General features: G+C 60.6%; 8 protein-coding genes and 1 pseudogene. 3 read left to right on the top strand and 6 right to left on the bottom strand.

Annotated features, from left to right (window positions below):
- Positions 1 to 150: 150 nt before the first annotated feature.
- From JYB84_RS05270 to JYB84_RS05290, 5 genes and pseudogenes are all read right to left on the bottom strand, one after another.
- A pseudogene (locus tag JYB84_RS05270) lies at positions 151 to 1,584 on the bottom strand (PfaD family polyunsaturated fatty acid/polyketide biosynthesis protein); the annotation flags it as partial.
- A gap of 207 nt (positions 1,585 to 1,791) precedes the next feature.
- The gene (locus JYB84_RS05275; RefSeq protein WP_207323111.1) at positions 1,792 to 7,587 is read right to left on the bottom strand and encodes a hotdog fold thioesterase; all 5,796 of its coding nucleotides are present in this window, start codon (positions 7,585 to 7,587) and stop codon (positions 1,792 to 1,794) included.
- 62 nt (positions 7,588 to 7,649) lie between these two features.
- A complete protein-coding gene (locus JYB84_RS05280) occupies positions 7,650 to 9,587 on the bottom strand; it encodes a PfaB family protein (protein WP_207322386.1) in 1,938 nt (645 codons plus the stop codon).
- Positions 9,587 to 17,404, bottom strand: a complete 7,818-nt coding sequence (locus JYB84_RS05285) for a type I polyketide synthase (RefSeq protein ID WP_207322387.1) — start codon at positions 17,402 to 17,404, stop codon at positions 9,587 to 9,589. Before JYB84_RS05285 ends, JYB84_RS05280 begins: the two co-directional genes overlap by 1 nt.
- On the bottom strand, positions 17,401 to 18,231 hold the full coding sequence (locus JYB84_RS05290) for a transcriptional regulator (protein ID WP_207322388.1): 831 nt from the start codon (positions 18,229 to 18,231) through the stop codon (positions 17,401 to 17,403). Before JYB84_RS05290 ends, JYB84_RS05285 begins: the two co-directional genes overlap by 4 nt.
- Before the next feature lie 269 nt (positions 18,232 to 18,500).
- Between JYB84_RS05290 and JYB84_RS05295 the strand changes: the two genes are divergently transcribed.
- From JYB84_RS05295 to JYB84_RS05305, 3 genes are all read left to right on the top strand, one after another.
- Positions 18,501 to 18,800 (top strand): hypothetical protein, encoded by a 300-nt coding sequence (locus JYB84_RS05295; RefSeq protein ID WP_207322389.1) that lies wholly within the window; start codon positions 18,501 to 18,503, stop codon positions 18,798 to 18,800.
- 178 nt (positions 18,801 to 18,978) lie between these two features.
- Complete coding sequence (gene fusA / locus JYB84_RS05300) at positions 18,979 to 21,021, top strand: elongation factor G (protein WP_207322390.1); 2,043 nt, start codon at positions 18,979 to 18,981, stop codon at positions 21,019 to 21,021.
- An 81-nt stretch (positions 21,022 to 21,102) separates the two neighbouring features.
- Positions 21,103 to 21,891, top strand: coding sequence for a 4'-phosphopantetheinyl transferase family protein (locus JYB84_RS05305; RefSeq protein WP_228290891.1), 789 nt, complete (start codon positions 21,103 to 21,105; stop codon positions 21,889 to 21,891).
- A 59-nt stretch (positions 21,892 to 21,950) separates the two neighbouring features.
- Here the strand turns inward: JYB84_RS05305 and queF are convergent, their stop codons facing one another.
- Entirely contained in the window at positions 21,951 to 22,808 is an 858-nt protein-coding gene (queF, locus tag JYB84_RS05310) for an NADPH-dependent 7-cyano-7-deazaguanine reductase QueF (protein ID WP_207322391.1), read from the bottom strand.
- Between the last annotated feature and the right edge of the window lie 8 nt (positions 22,809 to 22,816).

Here is a 22,816-nt window from a genome sequence, read left to right on the forward strand (position 1 = left end):
GGATTGCTGTAGATCCCCTCTAGGTCGGGTGTGGGGGCGAACCCCCACGACTTTCGTCGCTTGAAAAGCGACATTAAAAAACCAGCCAAGTGGCTGGTTTTCTTATGTTAGCGTGGCTGGCACCGAGCATTGGTGCTAAAAGCCTCCGCCTTAGGCCAACGGCTTCAAAGGTCTGTACCTTGCCACAGCAGCGGGCAAACTAACCCCTTGTGCCAACAAGTTGTTGGCACGATACAAATAAGCAGCACCCGTCAAAAGGTGCAGCGCCAGGTCCACTGCCCGACGCTGCCGGTAATCATCCAGATAGCTCCCCTTACTCCAGCCGTTGAAGGCGCCAAGTGCCGGGCCGGCCCAGATCTGGTAATCCATTTCCCGGCCAACTTCACCTGTGTTGGACCAGCGGCTCGACAGCCCCAGATACCAGCGGAAGATCAGCGCCATCTTGCGCTTGGGATTACCCTCGGCGCGGCTGATTTGGCTCGGGTCCCGGGCCATAAAGTGGGCCACTGTGCCCTGCCAGATCTCATCGAGATTGGCGCGGAACACCTGGGTTTCCAGCTTTTGGCGCTCATCCAACGGGATGGCCTCTATGCTGTCGTAACGGCTGTAGATCTCGTACAGCTTGTTGGCGCGCATGGGGAACAGGGTGCCGCGTTTGACCACCTGCAACTTGACGCCCATTTCGAACATGTCCGCCGCCGGGGCCATGGTGACATCGGCCATTTCCGTGGTGGCCAGCAGTTTGCGGGTGTGCTCGCTGGCACCGGCCTCGATACAGGCCTGGTTGATGGAACCTGTGACGATAAAGGCGGCGCCCATGTTAAAGGCCGCCAGGGCCGCATCCGGGGTGCCTATGCCGCCGCCGGCGCCGACGCGGATGGGCTCGGCGAAGTTGTGCTTGGCCTGCAGCTCGTCCCGCAGCGCCAATATGGTGGGCAGCAGGGTGACCAGGGGGCGGTTGTCCGTGTGGCCGCCGGAGTCGGCCTCGGCGGTGATGTCATCGGCCATGGGCACCAGTTGTGCCAGCTCTGCCTGCTCGGCGCTGATGTGGCCCTCGGCGATCAGGGCATCGAGCATCTTCTTCGGCGCGCTCTGCATAAAGTGGGCGGCCACCTCGGTGCGGCTGATTTTGGCGATCACCTTGTTTTTGATGATGATCTCACCATTGTCGCCACGGCTGAGGCCCGCGGCGCGGTAGCGCACTATGTGGGGGGTGAGCGCCAAAAAGGCCGAGGCCTCCACGGTATGCACCCCGTGCTTGAGGTACAGCTCCACCGCCCCTTGCTCCAGCGCAGGTTCGCTGGGACTGTGAATGAGGTTAAAGGCGTAGGGGCCAGTTGGCAGCGCCGCCTGAATGCGCTTGATGGCAGCCTCGACCCGGGTGGGCACCAGACCGGCGGCGCCGAAGGAGCAGAGGATGCCGGCCTTGCCGAGCGCTATCACCAGCTCCTCGGAGGCGATACCGTTGGCCATGGCCCCGGCATAGTAGGCGTATTTGACCCCGTGGCAGCGGCGGAAGGCCGCGTCGCCCAGTTGCGAGGCATCATAGGGGGCCGCCATGGCCATTACCGGTAGCAGCTCGCTGTCTGTTTGCTCTTGAGCCTGCACTTGCGCTTCGTGTGAAAAGCTCAGCTCGCCGCCGGGCAGCTGAGCGACATACAAAGGCTTGTCCAGGGCCCGCATGGCAGTACGTACCGCGTCCGTGCCAGTGTGACCTGTGTTGGGGTTAAGGGCCCAGGGCCAGTGGAATTGTGTCATCTTGTTCTCTTTCCAATTTTAAAACTGGGTTTATCAGGCTTCTTCAATGGCCAGGGCCAGATCCGTTATCTCGTAAATTCGCAGGCCGTCTTTGGCCAGCCAGGCGTCGGCCTTGAGCGTTACCCGGCCGGGCTCGCGCTCGATGGCGGTGACGTGCAGCTCCAGCGACATCTGTTTGTTGAGCGGGCTTATCTGGCCACGGTATTTCCACTTCACCGTGCTCAGGCAGTGATTGAACCTGGGGTTGGCAAAGCCTTCTCCCAAGCCCGCATCAAGTGCAAAGCTGCTCAAGAGTTCGATTATGGCCTCCACCCCGAGGGAGCCCGGCATTACCGGATCCTGGTGGAAGTGGAAGCGGAAGAACCAGTCGCTGGGATCTATGGCACGCTCGCCATAGGCGTAGCCGAGACCCGCCTTGCCGCCGCGGCGCACCAGTTTGACCGTATCGACAAAGTTGAGCCTGCCGCCCGGCAGGCGCAGGTGTGCTTTGCCGGGGGCCGCCCGGTACAGGGCGCAGCCTGTGTCCCTGAGGTCATAACTGACATCCGGGGCGGCATTTTCCGCCTGATACCAGGGCGTGGTGGTGCGGCCATTGTCGAGCCCCAGCTGGTGAGTCAGGGCCTCGGCCTTGAAGTAACCGAATACCGCCTTGCCCTCGTAGAAGGGCTCGCCGTCGGCTGCCAGGGCAAAGCTGAAGGTTTGGATGATATTGGTGCCGGACATGACGGTGCTCAGCAGCCGGGAGTCGTTGCTTATGGTCTTGCCGCGCAGGTCTATGTTCTTGATAAGTTTGCCTTCTCCGTCGAGATTGCGGAAAAACAGCTCCAGCCCCGGGAAGCCCAAGGTAGTGCCCATGTAACCCGAGATAAAGCCGTTTGGCTGCAGGGCAATTTCCATCAGTATCGAGTAGGGCATGCGCGCCGGGTGGCTGTTTTCGCTGAAATACCAGGCCCTTGGTGGCACTTCGTATTCGCCGATGCAGGAGGCCGGGGCCTTGAAGTCACCGCGTTTGCCTTTGACATCCACTACCCGGGTGGTGAGCTGCAGATCGCCGCAGGGGGTACGCGGCGGAATAAGGCCACGGTAAACCGCAAACTCGGGGCCGAAGCAGTTTTCGATATTGCCGGTGGCAAACTCGAACATATGCCAGGGGGTGAAGGGCAGGGTATCCGGGGTGCGGTTCGTATAGCCCTTTGCACAGTCAGGAGTTGGCGGCGCGGGAATGTGTTTCACCGGCACCACGCCCTTGATGGGGCTGGCGTTAAGATCCGCCTCGTGGGTCATCAGCGGCGCATTGACCGAGGCCTGACGGCCTTCAAGCAGGGCTGGGCTTGCACCGGATACAGGCGCCTGATGGCTGTCATTCCCAGAGTAGCGGGTGCAGTCATTATCTTCTTTTAACTCAACGCCGAGATTTTGGAAGTCCACCACCACCTTGCCGTCGAGGATGATCTCGATATTGGCCTTGGCCCAGGGTGAGGGCGTGAGGCCTATGTCGGTCACTTCCATGCGGTAAGTGAGGCGGTTCGACTGGGGCAGTACCTGACCGCGACAGCGCACCTTTTGCGGCGCCTGTGCCAGGGGCTGGAAGCGGCCGTTTTGGGTGTGCTTGTGCAGCCCAAGGTAGAGCATGTAAAACTGCAGCAACTGGCCGCACCCCTCGGCCATAAGGGAGCCGGCCATAACCGGGTCGTCCTTGAAGTGGCAGGGGAAGTACCAGTGGTCCGGTTCCAGGCGTTTGTGGCCCTCGATAAGGCCCAGACCCCAGGCGCCGCCCCGGGTGTCGACCTTGCTGACCTCTTCGATCATCAGGAACTTTTCCGAGGCAAAGCACAGGGATGGCTGCTGGTAGCCGAGATCGTGGCTGGGGCCGAAACAGGCGGCCACATCGCCGCTGAGCAGGTGCGACAGGCGCTGATAGTCGAAGCGGCTCTCGGGGCAATGCAGCAGCGGCGCGAAGCTGCGCTTATTGGCCTCGGCGAAGCGTCTGGCCTTGAGTTCGTCCTCGGTGCGGATCACCCCCTTGCCATCGGCCAGCTCGGCGTCGGTGAAGAAGCCGGCGCAGCCGCCATCCATCTTGAGAATCAGCCTGTCGCCGACGAAGCACTCGTAGGAGAAGAAGAACAGCAGGGTATCGCCGTTGCGGGCGAAGTTATTGATGGATATATCGTATCTCAGGGTGTCGCCGCCCCGGGGCAGATCGTCCAAGAAGGTCAGGGTGCAGTCCAGCAGGCGGTAGACCCGCTCGCCCTTGTTCTCCAGATCTATGCCGAGGAAGGAGATCAGCATCAGATCGCACTGGCCCGACTCCACCGCCACCGCCCAGGGGATTTGACCGTCCACCAGATAAGGCGCGTCCACCGGAATGTCGTATTCCGTGGTCATGCTGCTGGGCTTGAATTCCCCCAGTCTGGCATTGAGCTTGGTCACCCGCGACACCAGCAAATAGTCGGTGGTCGGCAGCCGCACCCGGCGCCGATAGCTGTCTATGATGGCATAGTCGGGGCCGAACACAGGTGCTATGTCGCCCTCGGCGTATTGCACCAGATCCTGGTAGTTCCAGATGCAGGGCTTGGTTGCCGCTTGTGGCGCCACAGCCGGCGTTGCTGGAGCAGGCGCAGCTGGTGTTGGCGTTGGCACTTTCAGCTCAGGTGCTTTTATTCCGGGCTTTGGTATCTCAGTAGCAAGCGGTGCATGGCCCATCAAACCCTGACGCTCAATTTCATTTTGCCCTATGTCTTGACGCCCTATTTCTTTTTGCATAAGCGCATCGGCCAACTTAAGACCGGCCTCACGGCTTTGCAGGAAGGCCTGGTGCGCCTGCAGTGCCAGGGCCTGATTGGCGGCGATAGCCTCGGCGTGTGAGCCCGGCGTCAAGGGAACAGGCATGGCAGCAGGTGCCGTGGCTAAGCCCGCAGTTTGCATGCTCTTTGCTTCAAAAGAATGGGGTTGGTACTTCACGCTGGCGGGCACTCCGCTGTCTATGGGTTGGTTGGCAGCAGTATTCCGATGAGCTGCATGGCTGGCCTGGGTGATTTGTGCGACCGGAACGGCTGTTTGCAGGTTTTTTTGAAAGGCGGTGGCGGCCAGCAGCTTGGCCTTGATCTCAGCCTCAAAGGGGAGCTCGGCCCCACGTATGTGCCCGGCAATGGCCTTGCCACCCAGGGTTATCTGCTGAATGAGTTGCTTGCCTTCGGTGACCTGCTGCTTGTCTGCATTTACCAGTGCGGCCTTGAGGCTGTCTTTTTGGGCCTGGGTTTGGGTCAGTAACACGGAGGCCTTGTCGCCAAATTGCACCCTGGCGGTATCCTGCTCCGAGTCCGTGAGCCGCAGCAGCGCCCGGGTCAGGCTGGCCATGGCGGCGGCCACAAAGCTGTGACCCAGCTGGGCCGAAGCGCTGTCCTGTTGCAGGCTGTGGTCTGCGCGTTCTTTGCCTTTTGTGACAGCTTTCAGCTGGGGGCTGAATTCCACAAGAGCATTGTCGGCCAGTGCCTCATTGCCATTGACCGGCGCGTTATCGAAAGCTATGGGCTGCAGCTCGCCATAGCGGCCCTGCTCTTTGCTAAGAGATGTGCTCGCTGATGCGCTTGTCGGGGTAGGAAGCAGCACCAGGGCACCGGCGCCATCGGCTGGGGCCAGGTTTGCTTGTTCAAGCAATGCGGCATGGTGCAGCACCTTTTCGGCACTGCCGGCCAAGTCCACCGCCGCCAGCACCACGGCATCCAGTTCCTGGGTGGCGCAGAGGTTTTCCGCCACTTCCAGGGCCCGTGCCACGCTCAGCTCGCCGGCGGAGATGGTGAAGGCGGGGCCATTGAAGTCCCACAGGGAGGCGACCCGGGAGGCCATGATGTTGCCTATGTAGCTGGTGTATTGGTTCAGGCTGGCGGCTGGCAGTACGCTGTCCATGGCGAGGCGCTCAAGGGCCTGGTATTCCTCGGCGCTGAGGCTGATGCCGGCTCGCAACAGGCTGTCCTTGACCTGGCTGTGCAGGTTCACCCGGCCGCGGAACTGATGCAGCTCCAGCTCGGTTTCCATGGCCACCAATACCGCCACCCTGGCGCCGGGCTTGAGGTCGGCGTCGCGGATGGCCTCGTCGGCCACCTTCATCAGCAGCAGCTGCTGGGCCACCAGGCGATCGCCGGGATGCGGCGGCAGGCGGAAACGCAAGAAGTCCAGTGCAAAGCTGTCGATATAGCCGCCCTCGGGCGCCCCGGACAGGCCGAAATGCTCAAGCAGGGCGCGGTTGTGCTCCAGTCCCTTCCAGCGCTGTTCCGGCAGCGGCGAAAGGGCGGTGGCGCCGGTTTGCTGCAGCCGGTATTGGGACGCGAGCGAGTCCACCTTGCCCACATGGATGGCGGCGCCCTGAATATGGAAGCCCTTGAAGTCGTTATGGGGCTTTTCCGTTTGGCTGTTTGCAAGAACGGCTTGGCTTTTTTCACTGGAAACCGCGTCATCCCAGGCCCCCAGCACCAAATGGGCGTTGCAACCACCAAAACCGAATACCGACAGCCCGGCGAGCGGCGCCGTATTGCCTTCCTTGGTGGGCCAGGGCAAAGGCTGGCGCACTATATTGTGCTCACCGAAGAGCTTGTCCGGCGAGGCTATGGGCTGGGACAGGCGCACCGAGGGTGGCAGGCGGCGCTGCTTCATGGCCAGCAGCAGCTTGATGATCCCCGGCATACCGGCGGCGGTCAGCAAATGGGTCAGGTTGGATTTCACCGAGCCTATCAGCGGCGGCTTGCTGCCCTTGAGGCGCGGGCCGAAGAACTGCTCCATGGAACTCAGTTCCACTTTGTCACCCAGCGGCGTGCCTGTGGCGTGGCATTCGATAACCTCCACCGCGGCGGGATCCTTGCCGGCAGCCTCGTAAGCGCGCTCGAAGGCCCGTACCTGACCGCTACTTGAGGGGCTCAGCACAAACTGGCCACGGCCGTCGTTGGACAGGCCGGCGCCGTGGATAACCCCGTGTATGGTATCGCCATCACGCAGGGCATCGCTGAGACGCTTGAGCACCAGTACCCCGGCGCCTTCACCGGCAAACAGGCCGCCGCTTTGCTTGTCCAAAGGCGCGCTGAAGCCCTGCTCGGGATAGGCGTGGAAAATGGAAAAACCCATGCTGATAAAGAAGGGATCGGCACCACTGACGGCGGCGGCGAGCATGGTATCCGCCTTGCCCGTGGCCAGATAATCGCAGGCAAGTTTGAGGGCATAGACAGAGCTGGCGCAGGCCGCATCCAGACTGAGGTGGGCCGCGCCCAGCCCCAGGCATTGGGCCAGCAGCTTTGAGGCCTCGGCGGCTATGTCTGTGGTCCAGGCATCGGGCAGGGCTGCGGTGTTGGTATCATTTGCGCGCTGGGGCGCGCTGGCCGCCAGAGCGGGAAAGCCCGGCAAGCGCTCGGTGAGTGCCCGTTGCACCTCATTGTGGTACAGGGGCAGCATGGCACGGTTGGAGCGCTGGCTTGGGAAGGACAGGGTTCCCATCACCAGACCGCAGCGGCCGAGCTTGTCGGCGGCATCGACTTTCAAGCCGGCATCTTTGAGGGCTGCCTTGGCGGTGTCCAGAGCCCAAAGGATATGTTCATCCACCTCGCTGGCCAGTTTGCTCATGGCCTCTTTGCCCGGCACATAGCCTTCGGGGTCGAAGCTGAAGTCGCGGATATAGCCGCCGCTCTGGCAGTAGAAGCGGTCGCCTTCGCCCTGGCGGCCGAGATAGTCCGCCACCGGGGCGCCGAACTTGGCGGCGTCAATGGGGCTGTGGGCATCGAGGCCCTGGTCAATCAGGCGCCAAAAGGCGTCTATATCTTTGCAGCCGGGAAAGCGGGCGGCCATGCCGACTATGGCTATGGGCTGATCTGGTGTTCGGCTCAAGTTCAGTTCTCTTATGCTTTTATCTATGATTTTGTATCGGGTGCTGGCTGTGCTTCTGGCACAGGGGGCGCAGGCCGGAAAATACCTAAATCCATGCTGACTCCGTGGGCCAGCAGGCGTGCCAGGGTTTTCAGCAGGGTTTTGCCACCCTGGCCCTCGGTGGGCAGGGCCAGCAACTCGGTATTGTTGGCATCGCCTATGGCCTCAATCAGGCCGGAGGTCTGACGCCCGGCGCCAACTTCCACAAAAATGCGTGCCCCTTGCTTGCGGGCCCGGGTCACCAGGGCGCCGAAATCCAGCTCCTGGCTGAAACAGGCGGCAATGGCGCCGCCAATGGCCTCGGCATCCAGCTCGCCCTGGGGCTCGGCATTGGCCCACAGCAGTTGCGGCAGGGCAGCGCTGTCCATGTCAGTGCTGGTGGGCCTGGTGTAGAAGGCGCGGATATGGTCGTGCAGCGCCTGGGCCACCGGGGTGTGCATGGCGGTCACCAGCTCGCTGTTGATGGCGCGTTTACCCAGGCGCTTGACCAAGGCCTTGCACTGGGCCTCGTCGCCGGCCAGCACTGTGCTGGGGCCCTGGGCTATGGCGATATAGGCCCTGGGGAACTCGGCTAAATGGGGACGTATGGCGTCTGCGGGCAGGCGCACCACCAGGTTCTGCCAATGGATATCGCCGTCAATCTCGGCGGCATCTTCAGCCTGGGCCTGATGCATCCAATAACGGCGGGCGGCCCGCAGTGAGCCGGACACTTCCTCGGTAAACAGCGAGCTTTGCAGCGTCTCATGCACCAGGGCGAAGGGGTCTTGCCACAGTCCCAGGACGGCGGCCATGGCGGCCTCGCCCATGGAGTACCCCAGGGCAAAGGCCGGGCGGATCCCAAGTTTTTCCAGTAACTTAAACAACACATAGCTGGCGCCGACGCCGGCCACCGCCTGCTCCGCCAGACTGGGTCTGTGGGACAGGGCGCTGGGGCGCAAGATATCGTCGAGGCCAATGAGGCCACGCTCGTGCAATTGCTGCTCCAGCTGCACGAAGAAGTCGCCAAAGGGCAGATGCAGCCCGGCCAGCATACCGTGGCTGGCGGTGCCGACCCCGGGGAATACCAGCGCCAGTCCCTTGTCGCCTATGGGATTGGGGCTGAAGGCACTGCCGCTGGGGCTGATCAGTTCCTTGTCGTCGCGAAAACTCTGGGCTATGCCCCAGGACAGGGCATCGGCCTCGGCAATCAGCTCCGCCTTATCCTGACCCATCAGCACCAGGCAGCGATGGCCCGGCACCTGCTCCAGGGCGCTGATGGCATCGTTGATCAGTTGATGCAGCTCGTCTGTGCTGTCGATGTCGCCAAGCTTCTGTTGGGTGGCGGACAAACGTCGCTGGATACTGGGCCAGTCGGGTTCAGGAAGGGGCACGGGCAGCACATAGGGCAGGGCGCCGTTTCCACAACTGCTACCACTTCCACTATTACTGCCACACAGGGGCGTTGCCGGTCTGGCCGTACCCTGAGTCAATACCAGGGCCCTGTGGCCCTGAACCAGCACCAGAACCCGCGCCTGGTGTGGTGGCATGCTCCAAAAGCCGCCGTGAACCGGATGGGTGCGGCTGCTGAGGCTGTGGGCCTGCTCCAGCACCGCCGCCAGGGTCAGGGGCTCGAACAGGATTTCGGCCTCGGCCGTGGTGCGCTTGGCCTGGGCCAGGGCCCTGTGAATGGCATTGTCGCCGTCCACCAGCCCCTGCAGCAGGGCCAGCGGGTGCAACCTTGCCTGGGCGGCGGCAAGGGCGGGCAACAGCAGCAGTTTACCTTCAGCGCCCAGGGCCAGCCATTCACCGGCCAAGGCTCTTTGACACAGCTGCGGCCAATCGATTTCCTTGTCTCCGTTGGCGTCGGGTACCAGGATAGCCTGGGGCGGCAGCTGCTCTATGGCACACAGTGCCAGCCTAAGTGGCGCGGGCGTGTCTTGCATCACTGGTGTTCTCCCTGCTGCGCCGCCACAAAGGCGGCGTTCAACCCCTTGCTGATGGTGACCCTGGCCTCGGTCATGGTGCTGACCGCCCTGCCATCGGCATCATAGAGGGCAATATTGGCGCACAGCTGGCGACCGCTGTGGCTGACCACCTCGAGCTGGATAAGGCCCTCTGTCGTCAGATCACCCTGGAACAGGGTCTTGAACTCAGATGGCAGGCTGGCGGCGCCGTATTTCAGTCTGGCCCACACCAGCATGGCCTGCAGCAGCGCATCCTGCTGGGCCAGGGCGCTCGGGGCCTGCCCTTGAGGCAATTTATAGCGGCACAGCAAGGATCCATCATCAAAGCTCAGCAACTGCTCAATCAATTGTAGTGCCGGGCCGTGGAACAGGCTGCCGTCGGCATAGAGCTGCTCACCTGACATCAACACCTTGGCCTCGGCGGCCGCTTTGGCCAGATCGGCGCTGAGCACCGGGGCAGGTGTTTCCCCGGCGGGGCGAAGGTTCGCCCGGTACTGGGGTTTGCCATCGGCTTCGATTCTGGCGTTAAGTGTGTCGCCCTCAGGTGACAGACTCAGTTGCAGCAGTTTTTCGTCCGTGTCGAACACCAGGCCCTTGAGCAACTTGTAATCCGTGATTTGCCATTGGCCGCCATAAATGCGGGCCGCGGCAGATGCCATCCATTCCAGGGCGCAGACTGTGGGCCAGACGCAGTTGCCACCTATGCGATGATCGTTAATCAGATCAAGGCTTTGGGTGCTAAGCTTGCGATTCAGCGTTATTCCGGAGTCCGGCCCTTCAGGCTTTTTTAGCGCTTGCTCTCCGCCGGCGCCCTGCATGCTGGAACCGATCAGCAGCTGTGGGCTCTGGCCGGCCACTATGGCCCGGGCAAACAGGGCGGCGCCTGCCTGCCGCGGGATCACGTAGACACCGCGGTCGACAAACATTTTCTTCAGTGCCGCGGTCACCATGCCACCGTCCCAGGGCCCCCAGTTAAAGCTGACCACCCTGGCCTTGGGAAGTTGCCGGCCCAGGCTGTAGGCGGCCTTGTTGAGGATCTCGTTGGCCATGGCGTAGTCGCTCTGACCACTGTTGCCGTAGAAACCGGCGGCGGAGGAGAACAGCGCCACCAGCTTGAGGCTGTCGGCACTCAGCACCTGCAGCAGGGCTTTGAGACCATCCACCTTGGTGCCCTGGACCCGATTCAGTTCATCCAGGGTCTTGTCGCCAATCAGCTTGTCCGCCAGCACGCCGGCGCCATGCACCAGGCCCGTGATGGGGGCGAGGGCCTGAATAGGCCCTAGCTTGGCGGCTATGTCGGCGGCGCTGGTGACATCCAGGCTCAGATATTCGGCGCTGGCGCCGACGGCCTCGAAGGCCTGCAATGCGGCCTGGATCTCAAGGGCGCTGGCGAGCGGTTGGATTTGGGCATCGATTTCCTTTGGCAGGGCGCGCTTGCCCGCGGCCAGCATGTCCTTGATGGCGGCGGCCTTAAGCTCGTCGGCGGCGAGGCCTTTGGCCCAGGCCGGAAATTCGCTTAAGGCCAGGGCCTTGCTGCGACCGGCGAGGATGAAATGGGCACCCGTGTCTTTGGCGAGCGCCAGGGCGCAGTCCAGGGTCACGCCTTTGGCACCCCCGGTCACCAGTATTTTATCTGTACCGTCGAGGGACATGATCTCTGGCGCACTGGCGGGAATGGTTTCACCTTCTTGCAGGGTAAAACGTCCCTCCTGGCACAAGCCCCATTCCAGCGGCTCGTCGTCAAGGCCGTAGAGGGCATCGAGCACTGCATCGGCCAGATGCGCCGCATCCAGGGCCGGATGCAGATCCAGCGCCCGGCAATGGACGCCCGGCCACTCGTGGGCCAGGGTCTTGGTCAGGCCAAACAGGGCCGCCTGCTCCAGCTCGGCAGTGGTTTCGGCACCAGAGTCGGTACCCAGTTTACCATCCATGCGGGCGACGCTGATAAAGGCGCGTCTGTGGCCGTCATTGGCCGAGGTCAATGGCTTGCTCAGGTGCTTGGCAAACAGGAAGGCCAGCTGTACCCGGGCGCGGGCCGACTCGTCGAGCCACAGGCCTTCAGTCTTCTGCTCAGCAACAGGTTGCAGATGAATGAACACAGCCGGGGCTGAGTCCAGTCCGGTCAGCAGGGTTTTTATTCCGGCATCATCGTCGCTGGCAAGTTGCACCGCGGCGATTTCGCTGTCCTGTACCGATTGGGCCGTGGCCGCAGCCGGGCGCACCAGGGTGACCTGCAACTGACGCCGGGCCAGCTTGCCCGCCAACACGCCGGCATTGTGGCCGTCGTCGAGGATCAGTACCCGGGCATTGGCGGCAAACAGAGTGGAGGCCGCCTCGGCTTCCAGTCTATCTGCCGCCGGCAGCTTTTTTAGGGTAACGCCCCCGTGTGGTGGCAGTGCTGGTGCTTCCGCGTCCTGATCTTGCCCCTTGGCTTCAGCTTCAGTTTCAGCTTGGGCCTGGGCTGGTGTGGCTGTTGGCGAGGCCGCGGGAAGCAGCTTGGCGTAGACGTCGGCAATCTGTCCCAGGGCGCGGCACTCGGCCAGATCCGCCGGGTTTACTTCGGGCAATCCGGGCAGGGCATCCTGCACAGTGCCGAGGATCTCCACCCGCTTGATGGAGTCGATACCGAGATCCGCCTCCATGTCCATGGCCAAATCCAACATATCCGCCGGATAGCCTGTCTTGTCGGCCACCACGGTCAGCAGTGTGGTCAATATGTCGGCCTGAGTTGGTGTTGCTTGGGCAGCACTCTTTCCTTGCACCGGGGCCGCGACCTGCGCTGCAGCCGGCATGCTTGTGGCGGCCAGAGCTTCCATGATGTCGGCCTGGCTGATGGCCGGTGCCGAGCTCAGCTGTTCGAATGCCTCCAGCTCAAAAGCGTCGCTGTTAACAGCAGCAGTGGTGACTGCCGGGGGCGCAGCAGCTTCTATTGGAGCTGGTTCGGCTTGTATTGGGGCCTTTTCTGCCGCCATGCAGTCGATAATTTCCGCCAGGGTGCGGCATTCCGCCAGATCGGCCGGATTGAGTTCGGCCATCTCCGGCAGAGCGTCCTGCACTGTGCCTAAGATTTCCACCCGCTTGATGGAGTCGATACCCAGATCCGCCTCCATGTCCATGGCCAAATCCAGCATTTCCGCCGGGTAGCCTGTCTTGTCGGCGACCACGGACAGCATGGTGGTTTTAACCAGCTCCAGGCTGATGCCGGTGTGGGCGGCCTGAGTCGCTTGAGATATTGGGGCCGCTGATGGTTGAACCGCCGCTGGCTGTGCTGAGAGGCTGGCCTTGGCGCCCATGTGATCGACGATTTCCGCCAGGGTGCGGCATTCGGCGAGATCGCTTGGATTGAGCTCGGGCAGGCCCGGCAGAGCTTCCTGTACAGTGCCGAGGATTTCCACCCGCTTGATGGAGTCGATACCCAGATCCGCCTCCATATCCATGGCCAGGTCCAGCATGTCCGCCGGGTAGCCTGTCTTGTCGGCGACCACGGACAGCATGGTGTCTTTAACCCGCTCCAGGCTGATGTCGGTTTGGGCCTGCTGTGTTACCTGAGTGGTTTGGACTGCCACAGGCTGAGCCGCTGCTGGCTCAACCGACAGGGTACCGCTGGCCTTGATCGCCATATAGTCAACGATTTCCGCCAGGGTGCGGCACTCGGCGAGATCGCTTGGATTCAGCTCGGGCAGGCCCGGCAGGGCGTCCTGCACAGTGCCGAGGATTTCCACCCGCTTGATGGAGTCGATTCCGAGATCCGCCTCCATGTCCATGGAAAGGTCGAGCATTTCCGCCGGGTAGCCTGTCTTGTCGGCGACCACGGCCAGCATGGTGTCTTTCACCAGATCCAGACTGATGTTGCTTTGCATGGCTGGTGCCTGCGTCTGTACCTGTGTCTGTGCTTGAACTTGCGCCTGGGCTTGAGTTTGCACCTGGGCTACAGGCTGACCAACTGCCTGAGTTGCTGCCTTGGCGGACGCCTGAGTCGGCGTCTTGGCTGCAAGGTAGGCAACAATTTCCGCCAGGGTGCGGCATTCGGCGAGATCGCTCGGGTTCAGCTCGGGCTGGTCTGGCAGGGCATCCTGCACAGTGCCGAGGATTTCCACCCGCTTGATGGAGTCGATACCGAGATCGGCTTCCATGTCCATGGCCAAATCGAGCATTTCCGTGGGGTAACCCGTCTTGTCGGCCACCACCTGCAGCATGATTTGGCTGACATCATGAGCGCCAGCGGCAGCATTGTCGCTGCTGGCCTGGGGTTGAACCGTTAAGGACGCAGCCATTATGGGTTGGGCTGCTGGTGTCATGGGTGCCGCTTGCGGCTTGGTCGCGGCGACCGCAGGAGCGATTGTTGTAGGAGCCACAACCGCTGGGAGTGTTTGAACTGGTGCAGTCACTGCTGGGGCTGCATGAACAACCGCGGCCGGTAGTGGCTGACCGCTGAGTCCCGCCAGCAGTTGCAGGGCGCTTTGGCTCTGGGCCTGCATAAAGTCGGCGTGGATCTTCAGGGTGTCGGCCTGATGCTGGTGGAACTGGGCCAGGGCCTGCTCCATGCCTGCCGGAATGGCCTTGCCTTCCGCGCTCAAGCGCAGCTGCTGCGCCAGCAGGGTCTGGATGCTGTTGCCGTACTGGGTGGGGATGGCGAGGAACTGCTGATGCAATGCGGCCAGTTGCTGCTGAGCGGCAAAGAACTGTCCCAGACTGTCCTGGTTCGGGCTCTGGGCAGCCACCTGGGTGATTTGGCCGGCTGAAGTCTCGGTTTGCGCCTGGGCTTTCATTGCAGGCGCTGTCGCTGGAACTGTCACTGTTTTTTCCACGATTTTCTCAACTATTTCTGTCTGCTTGCTGACTTGCCCCTGGCTCAGGGCTGCTGCCATTTTTGCCTGGGTGGCCGGGCTGATGTAGTTACTGGCGCCCAGGCGCACATTCATTGGCGAAGGGGCTTGTTTGGGCTTGGCGAGTGGCGCCTGGTACGGGTCGGGATTGCCAAGCGGCAGGCCCGCCATTGCCAGCGCCAGTGCGGCCTGTTTATAGGCCAGATCGCCATCTTTAGCCTTCAGGGCTGGAACGCCAGTGTCGACAGCGAGGATCAGACACCCGGCCGCCCGTTCACCCAGGGTCGCTTCGGTCAGGCGTGTCAGTGTGTTCTTGGGGCCGAATTCGACAAATACCCGGGCGCCGTCGCGATAGAGGCTTTCAATCTGGGACACAAACTGCACCTGCTGCAGCATCTGTTGCTTGAGGCCCTCTTTCAGCTTGCTGCCCTTACCGTCAACCTTGTCACCGCTGCCGTTGGCATAGAGCGGCGTATGGGCATCACTGAAGCTCAGCTTGTCTATGGCCGCAGCGAAGGGCTGCCTGGCGTGCTCCACCAAGGGCGTATGGAAGGCGCCCGATACCGGCAGGGCAATCACCCGCATTCCCTCACTGGTCAGCGCTGCGCTGACCCGCTTCAGGGCCTCAGTGGCGCCGGCAATCACCAGCTGGGTGGGACTGTTGTGGTTGGCTATGCTGACCTCGGTCTCGCCGGCCAGCAGTGTCTCCAGTTTTGCTATGGTTTCGGCGTTTGGCAGGATCACCGCCGCCATGGCGCCGGGGTCCTTGCCCTCGGGCACCTTTGCCATGGCATCGCCGCGGGCAAAGGCCAGAGCGTAGAAGCCAGCCTTGTCGATGGCACCTGCCGCATGCAGGGCTGCCAGTTCACCGAAGCTGTGGCCTGCCACCATGTCGGGCTTGAAACCGGCGGCCTTGAGCAATTCAAACTGACCCATGGCCAGGGCGCCGATTGCGCTCTGGGCGATGCGGGTATTGGTGAGGCGCTGCTCGTCGCTGGCCTTGGCCTCGGCCTCAAATTTTGGTGCTGGGAAGACACAGCCCGAGAGGGCGCCCATGCCATTGACGGCCGGCTCTCCCTGAGCCGCGAAGGCCGCATCGGCAGCGGCAAATTCGGCCCGCACCTCGGGATAGAGCATGGCAAGCTCCCGTCCCATGTTGAGGTACTGGCTGCCCTGACCGGCAAACAGGGCCACGCTTCGGCCCTGGTCGTCAAGCAGCGCCCTGGGGCGGAAGCTTAACCCGGCCTGTTGCCAGGGGGCGTCGCTGTTGCTGCCCAGCAGCGCCAGGGCCTGCTCCAGATTGGTTTGCAGCTCGGTCTCGTCCTGGCACAAGAGGCCCAGGCGCGGCCACTGGGGATCCAGCTCACGGCCGCTGAGCAGATAGGGCGCGATAAGCGCATCCAGACCCCCATGCTTGTCGGCCTTCAGGGCAGTGGCCAGTGTTTGAATTTCGGCTTGCAGCTCTGCGACTGAGGCGGCACAAAACAGCAGCGGCTGGCTGGTGCGGCGCAGGCGGTACGGGGCCCTGTCATGATCGCGGCGATATTCTTCCAGCACCAGATGGAAGTTGGTGCCACCGAAGCCAAAGGAGCTGACCGCGGCGCGGCGTTCTACGCCGTCGGGCCTTGGCAGCCAGGGCCTGGCCTCGGTATTGAGGTAGAAGGGCGAGTTTTCTATGTCCATCTTGGGGTTGGGGCGGCGCACATTGATGGTGGGCGGCAGCACCTTGTGGTGCAGCGCCAGCGCGGCCTTGATTAAACCGGCGGTGCCGGCGGTGGACTTGGTGTGGCCCACCTGGGACTTGATGGAACCGAGAGCAATATGCTGTTTGGCGTCGTTGTCTTCGGACATGACGCTGCTCAGACCGGCAAATTCGGCCACGTCACCGGCGGCTGTGCCGGTGCCGTGGGCTTCCATCAGCCCCAGGGTGTGTGGCGGGAAGCCGGCATCATCGTAGGCGCGTTTCAAGGCCTTGGCCTGGCCCTCGGGACGGGGCGCGTAGATACTCTTGAACTTGCCGTCGCTGGAGGCGCCGACGCCCTTGATGACGGCGTAAATCTTGTCGCCATCTCGCTCGGCATCTTCCAAACGCTTGAGGGCCACCATGCCTATGCCTTCGCCTATCATCATGCCGCGGGAGTCGGCATCGAAGGGCTTGATCTGCTCATCGGGGGTAAAGGCCGGGGTTTTGGAAAAGCTCATGTACATGTAGGCGGAGTTGTCGGTGCAAACGCCACCGGTCAGCATCATGTCGCTGCGGCCTTCGGTCAGCTCGGTCAGCGCCATGCGAATGGCGGCGAGGGACCCGGCACAGGCGGCGTCCACCACGCAGTTCATGCCGCCGAGGTCGAAGCGATTGGCGATGCGCCCGGCGATAACGTTGCCCAGGGAGCCGGGGAAGGAGTTCTCCTCCCAATGTATGTACTGGCTCTGGAATTTGGCGATCAGCATCTCGCTGTCTTCGTCGCTGATGCCGCTCTCGCGGAACACCTTTTTCAGCACTGGGTATTGCAGGCGGGCGTTGAGGCTCTGGCTGATCTTCTGGCCGCCGCCTATGCCCAAGGTGATGCCGATGCGGTCCCTGTCATGGCCGGAATTTTCGTTGATGCCGGCATCTTCCAGCACTTCCTTGGCCACTATCAGGGACAACAGCTGGGAGCTGTCGGTCAGTTCCAGTATGTTGGGCGGCAGACCAAACTCCATGGGATTGAAGTCCAGCTCTGGAATAAAGCCGCCCCGCTGGCAGTAGCTCTTGTCGGCCGCCTTGGGATTGGCATCGAAATAGTCCTCCACGCGCCAGCGGTCGGCGGGCACCTGGGTGATGGCATCTATCTTGTCGCAGATAAGATCCCAGAACTGGTTCAGGTAACGGCTCTTTGCAAACAGGCTCGCCATGCCAACTATGGCTATGGGGGTGTCTTTCAAGCGCTTGTTGAGGCGCAGATCCTGCGTCTGTTCAGCCTGACTCATGAAGCTTCTCCACTGGGCGCCGACGGAGCCGGCGTCTTGGTATGGGCCTTGGTGCCGTCCGCATCGGGGAAGCGCTCAAGGAAGGTTTGATAGTTGCGTGCCAGCACTTTTCGAAGCGAAAAGGGGCCATTGGCGAGCACATGGGCCATGTAGCGATTGGCGGCCTCTGTGTCTGTGTCGGTATAGATATCCACGTAAACCCAGTCGTGGCTTGGGTCCATGCCAATCAGCACCGAGTGGGGCTGGTCGGCGGCCACGGGAATGCGCATGGCTTCCACCTGCACCACTGTCTGCTCATCTTCGCTGGGCAGCGCCAGGGCCTGGGCTAGCGTGTGGGTATTGAGTGTGTAGCTTTCGGTGTTGCTGCCGCGATACACAGGCAGTTTATTGAAGTGTTTATCCGGCAGTGCGCCATTGGGTTCTATGTCGCCGAGGCGTGAGACCCCGTGGCGCTTGAGACAGCGGGCGAGGCCGGAGCGGGACACATGGGGATTGATAAAGCTCTGGGTGACTTCCAGCAGCTTGTCCAGTGTCAGCTTCAGCTGGTAGCGCAGGCCCACCACCACATATTCTTCCACCTGCGTCAGTGTGGTGTTGAGGTGGTGCGGGGTATTGGGGCTGTCGCTGACCGAATCCCGCTGCTTCCACTTGCGCACAGTCGCCGGGGTGATGTTAAGCAGCTTGGCCAGCTCCTGCACGCCTAGGTTCGAGGTCTGGATAAAGCGGCGCATCTCCACCGTGGTGGTGGCGTTTCTGTGTCTGGCACCGTGTCGTTTGGTTTCGGAAGGGGTGTCAAGATTAAGTTCGAGACTCTTTTTTTCTGACATTAGTATTTGATTTATATGTCTTCGTTGGCTCATTGCTAATCTTGCAACTGCGCCTGTATACGATGCGAGACCTGAGTCTACCTTAGACCGGTTTCAGATACAATCACCTGGGACTGGATGCTTTCGGGGTACCCTTGAAGTATTAAAATTGTTTCAATATTTTAGTTATTGTTGAATGAGTGGTTTTTGTGTGTTTGTATGCTGTAGTGAATTGGATGAATATCCAGAAGACGTCTAATTGAATTGAAGTTCATTTCTAGGGAGAGGACATGATTAATATGAATTTGCTCAGCAAACAGCTGTGTATAGGTGGCGTTGTTTTGGTGTCATCTTTAATCAGTGGCTGCAGTGGTACCTCAACAGCTCAAACTCCGGAAGAAGCGGCCAGAGCCGCGGAAATCCAAGAGAGATTGGCTCAGACCGGGTATAAATGCGAATCGGTACGCGTTACTGGTTCAAACATGCCCAAAAAGCGTTGTACAACCCGTCAACAGAGGGAAGATGAAGAACAATCTGCAAGGGATTACGTTGATGTTGTGAGTAAGTCAATTCCTGAAAAAGTCAGATGATGCTCAGGTGAAGCAGGCGCGCTTTCCATATGGCTCTGCTTCACCCATCTTTGACTATAACAGCCTTTCAAAAGGCTATGATTGCTCTGTTAAGAATTAGATCTTCTTCAAATATTTTCCAGCTCTCCAGACTATACTTCTCCTAAAAGCAAAGCACTTTTGACGTTAGGAGGCCATTATGGCTGAGTATCAGACCGCGAGGATCCGCAACCTTGCCCTGCTTGGGCATACAGGTGCGGGCAAGTCCTCGTTGCTCGAGGCGCTCTTGTTCGAGGCAAGGGCGATTACCCAAAGGGGCAGGGTGGATAAGGGCACAAATCATGCCGATTTCACTGCCCAGGAAAAAGCCCACCAACACAGTCTTGAACCATCCTTTCTCAATCTCGATCTCGATCAACACCATATCAATCTTATCGACACCCCCGGATTACCCGATTTCTTTGGCCGCGCCCTGTTGCCGCTGCCGGCGGTGGAGTCGGTACTGCTGGTGATTAACGCCACCACAGGGATTGAAACGGTCACGGCCCGGGCCTTTGAGGCCGCCAGAGCCCAGGGCAAGGTGGTTTGCCTCTGTATCAACCACATCGACGGTAACCTGGATAAACTGGAAGAATTACTGACCGACATACAGCAAACCTTTGGGCCCCGTTGTCTGCCGGTTAACCTGCCATCCCTGGCCGGCGATGCCGTGGTTGACTGTTACCTGCACTGCGAGGAGCAAACCGCCACCTTGTTTTCATCTTCCCAGGCCGCCCGTGATCAGCTGGTGGACACAGTACTGGAGGAAGACGAAGACCTGATGACCCTGTATTTGGAGCAGGGCGAAATGCTCAGCGCCGAGCAGCTGCACGAGCCACTGGAAACCGCCCTGCGCATGGGGCATCTGGTACCCGTGTGCTTTACCAGTGCCGAGCAGGATGTGGGTATTGCCTCACTACTGGAAATTATCACCCAGCTGTTGCCGAACCCCCTGGAAGCCAATCCGCCGCAGTTCATCAAGGGTTTTGGCACTGCGGCCCTGCCCGTGGATGTGACCCAGAGCGCGAGCGATCATGTGCTGGCCCACGTGTTCCGGGTCGGTATCGATCCCTATTTTGGTCGGGTAGCGGTATTGAGGCTGTACCAGGGCACCTTGACCAACGGTATGAAGCTGTTTATTGGTGCCGATCGCAAGCCGGTGAAGCTGGCCCATCTGCTTAAGATCCAGGGCGATCAGCATGTGGAAATCCCCTCGGCTATTCCCGGGGATATCTGTGCCCTGTGCAAGATAGATGAGCTGGACGTAGGCTCTGTGCTGCACGACAGCCACGATGAGGATGAATTCCACCTGCCGGAACTCAAGCTGCCACAACCGATTTTCGGTTTGGCGGTATCGCCCAAACGGCGCGGCGATGAGCAGAAAATTGCCGAGGTGCTGGCCAAGCTGGTGGCCGAGGATCCCAGCTTGTGTGTCAGCCAGAATGCCGCCGAAGGTCAAACTGTGCTGCAGGGACTGGGCGATTTGCATTTGCAGATTGCGCTGGAAAAGGCCCAGAGCGTATTCAGGGTCGATATGGACACCTGCAAGCCGGCGGTGGCCTACCGGGAAACCGTCGGTCGCAGCGCCGTTGCCCGCTACCGCCACAAGAAACAATCCGGCGGTGCCGGTCAGTTCGGTGAGGTGGAACTCAGGGTGGAACCTTTGCCCCGGGGCAGTGGCTTCCAGTTTGAGTCCAAGGTGGTCGGCGGTGCTATTCCCGGGCAATACATACCTGCGGTGGAGAAGGGGGTGCGGGAGGCGATGCAGGCTGGAACCCTTGGGGGCTACCCCATGGTGGATCTCAAGGTCACTGTGCTTGATGGCAAACATCACAGCGTGGATTCCAAGGAAATTGCCTTCGTTATGGCCGGCAAAAAAGCCTTTCGTGAGGCCGTGGCTGAGGCAGGTCCTGTGGTGCTTGAACCCATGGTGGCCATGGATATAGTGGTGGCCGCCGACAGAGTGGGTGATATCACCGGCGATCTCAGCTCCAGCAGGGCCATGGTGTGCGGCACCGAGGCTCGGCGCGATGGCAAGGTGCAGGTGCGGGCCGAGGCTCCGTTGGCCACTGTGGATGACTATGCCACAAGGCTCAAATCCATGACCGCCGGTGATGGTCAATTTACCCTGAGTTTCTTAAGATACGAGGTGGTCCCGCCGGCGGTGCAACATGGGTTGCTGCGGGAGATCAAAGAAGACTGACAGGGCCAAGGCAAGCCGTGATTTTTTGGCATAGCCGTTAAAGACTGGCACAATCGTGCCGGTCTTTTTTATTGAATGCCGGTGAACAACATCAAGCCTCAATCACTTCTCATCCAACTGGATTTTGTCCGACTCCCCCTATGGCGACAGGGCTGCCATGATGCTTTGCTGCAAAGGCTGGAGCAGGCTCGTCACTGGCTGAGCGTCAGCGAACTGGAGCGTTTGTCAGCAGGTCCCATGGCCTGGGTGGCCCAGCAGCAATTGGCAAGCCGGGTTCTGCTGCGGGCCATATTGGCGAGCCGGACCGGCCTCAGTCCGCAGGCGTTGCAGTTTTCCTACGGCGACAAGGGCAAGCCGGCATTGGTGAACCATCCCGGTTTGCAATTCAATCTGAGTCACAGTGGTCACTGGTTGCTGCTGGCAAGCTGCGACAGTGACCATATGCAGCTGGGAGCCGACATAGAAAGGCTGAGGCCCAAAACCGACGTCGACAGCATAATGCGCCACTACTTTGCCGGCGCCGAGCTGGCGCAATTACAGGCTCTGGGAAGCGATGACAGACGGCAGGCATTTTTCGATCTCTGGGCCTTGAAGGAGTCGTTTATCAAGGCGACGGGCTTGGGCCTGGCCCAGGATCTGCGCAGTTTCGGTTTTGAGCTCGATAAACGAACCCCCATGACCAGGGCAGATTTTCCCGAACTTGAAAGTTGCTTGGCGCCCTATGGTGAATTGGACGGCGCTGAGTGGCAGTCATGGCTGGGACGTTTGGACGATGAATACCGTTTTGCGCTGACGCTGCATAAAGATGGCGCAGGCGAATGTTGCTGGCAACGCCACTTCAGCGAGCTGGCAGATTGGCTGCCCGGATGATGTCGTATTGATTGAAGAAAAAAGCAGTGCCTGGCACTGCTTTTTTTTGTCTTACAGGCTTATTGCCGTGCCAGGCGATTGTTTTCCGGCAGATGTTCGAAATCACTGCGGAAGGGGTTGATGTCGAGCCCACCCCTGCGGGTGTAACGGGCATAGACGGTCAACTTGGCACAATGGCAATAGCGCTTGAGATCCATAAAGATCCGCTCGACACATTGCTCATGGAATTCATTGTGCTGGCGGAAGGATATCAGGTAACGGAGCAGCTTTTCCCTGTCGATTTTGGGACCCTGATAACGGATCATCACGCTGCCCCAATCCGGCTGCGAGGTGATCAGGCAGTTGGACTTCAGCAGGTTGGAGGTCAGGGTCTCGGCCACTATTTGCTTGTCGTCCGTGCTGCCTTGCAGGTGATCCGGATTGAACTGGTAATCGTTGACCTCGATATCCAGATCGTCGATGCAGGTGCCCGGCAATTCCACCAATCTCAGACTGCCGAAATGCCTGGGCTCTATGATACGCACCTTGACCTTGCCGCCGGCACACTGGCTCAGGTCCTGCTCGAGCATTTTGTTGAGGGCGTCAACACTGGCCACCCGGGTCTGGTTAAAACTGTTGAGATACAACTTGAATGACTTGGACTCGATCAACTGGCTACTGGTTGCGTCCAGCTGAAAATCGGCAATGGCCACCATGGGCTTGCCCTTGGCATTGAGCCAGGATAATTCATAACCGGTCCAGATGTCGGCGCCGTGAAAGGGCAGGGGCTCCGTCAGCTGGATAGCATCGCGGTTGAGTTTGCGGGGAACCCCTTGCAGCAGCGATGGTGCATACTCGGCCTGGTATTCTGTAGCTTGACCCAGGGTCAGGCCAGCCAGCTCGGCGGCATCGCTATAGGGATCGTGATTTCGTGTCATCAAGCGTA

It is taken from the genome of Shewanella cyperi (assembly GCF_017354985.1).
GTDB lineage: Bacteria > Pseudomonadota > Gammaproteobacteria > Enterobacterales > Shewanellaceae > Shewanella > Shewanella cyperi.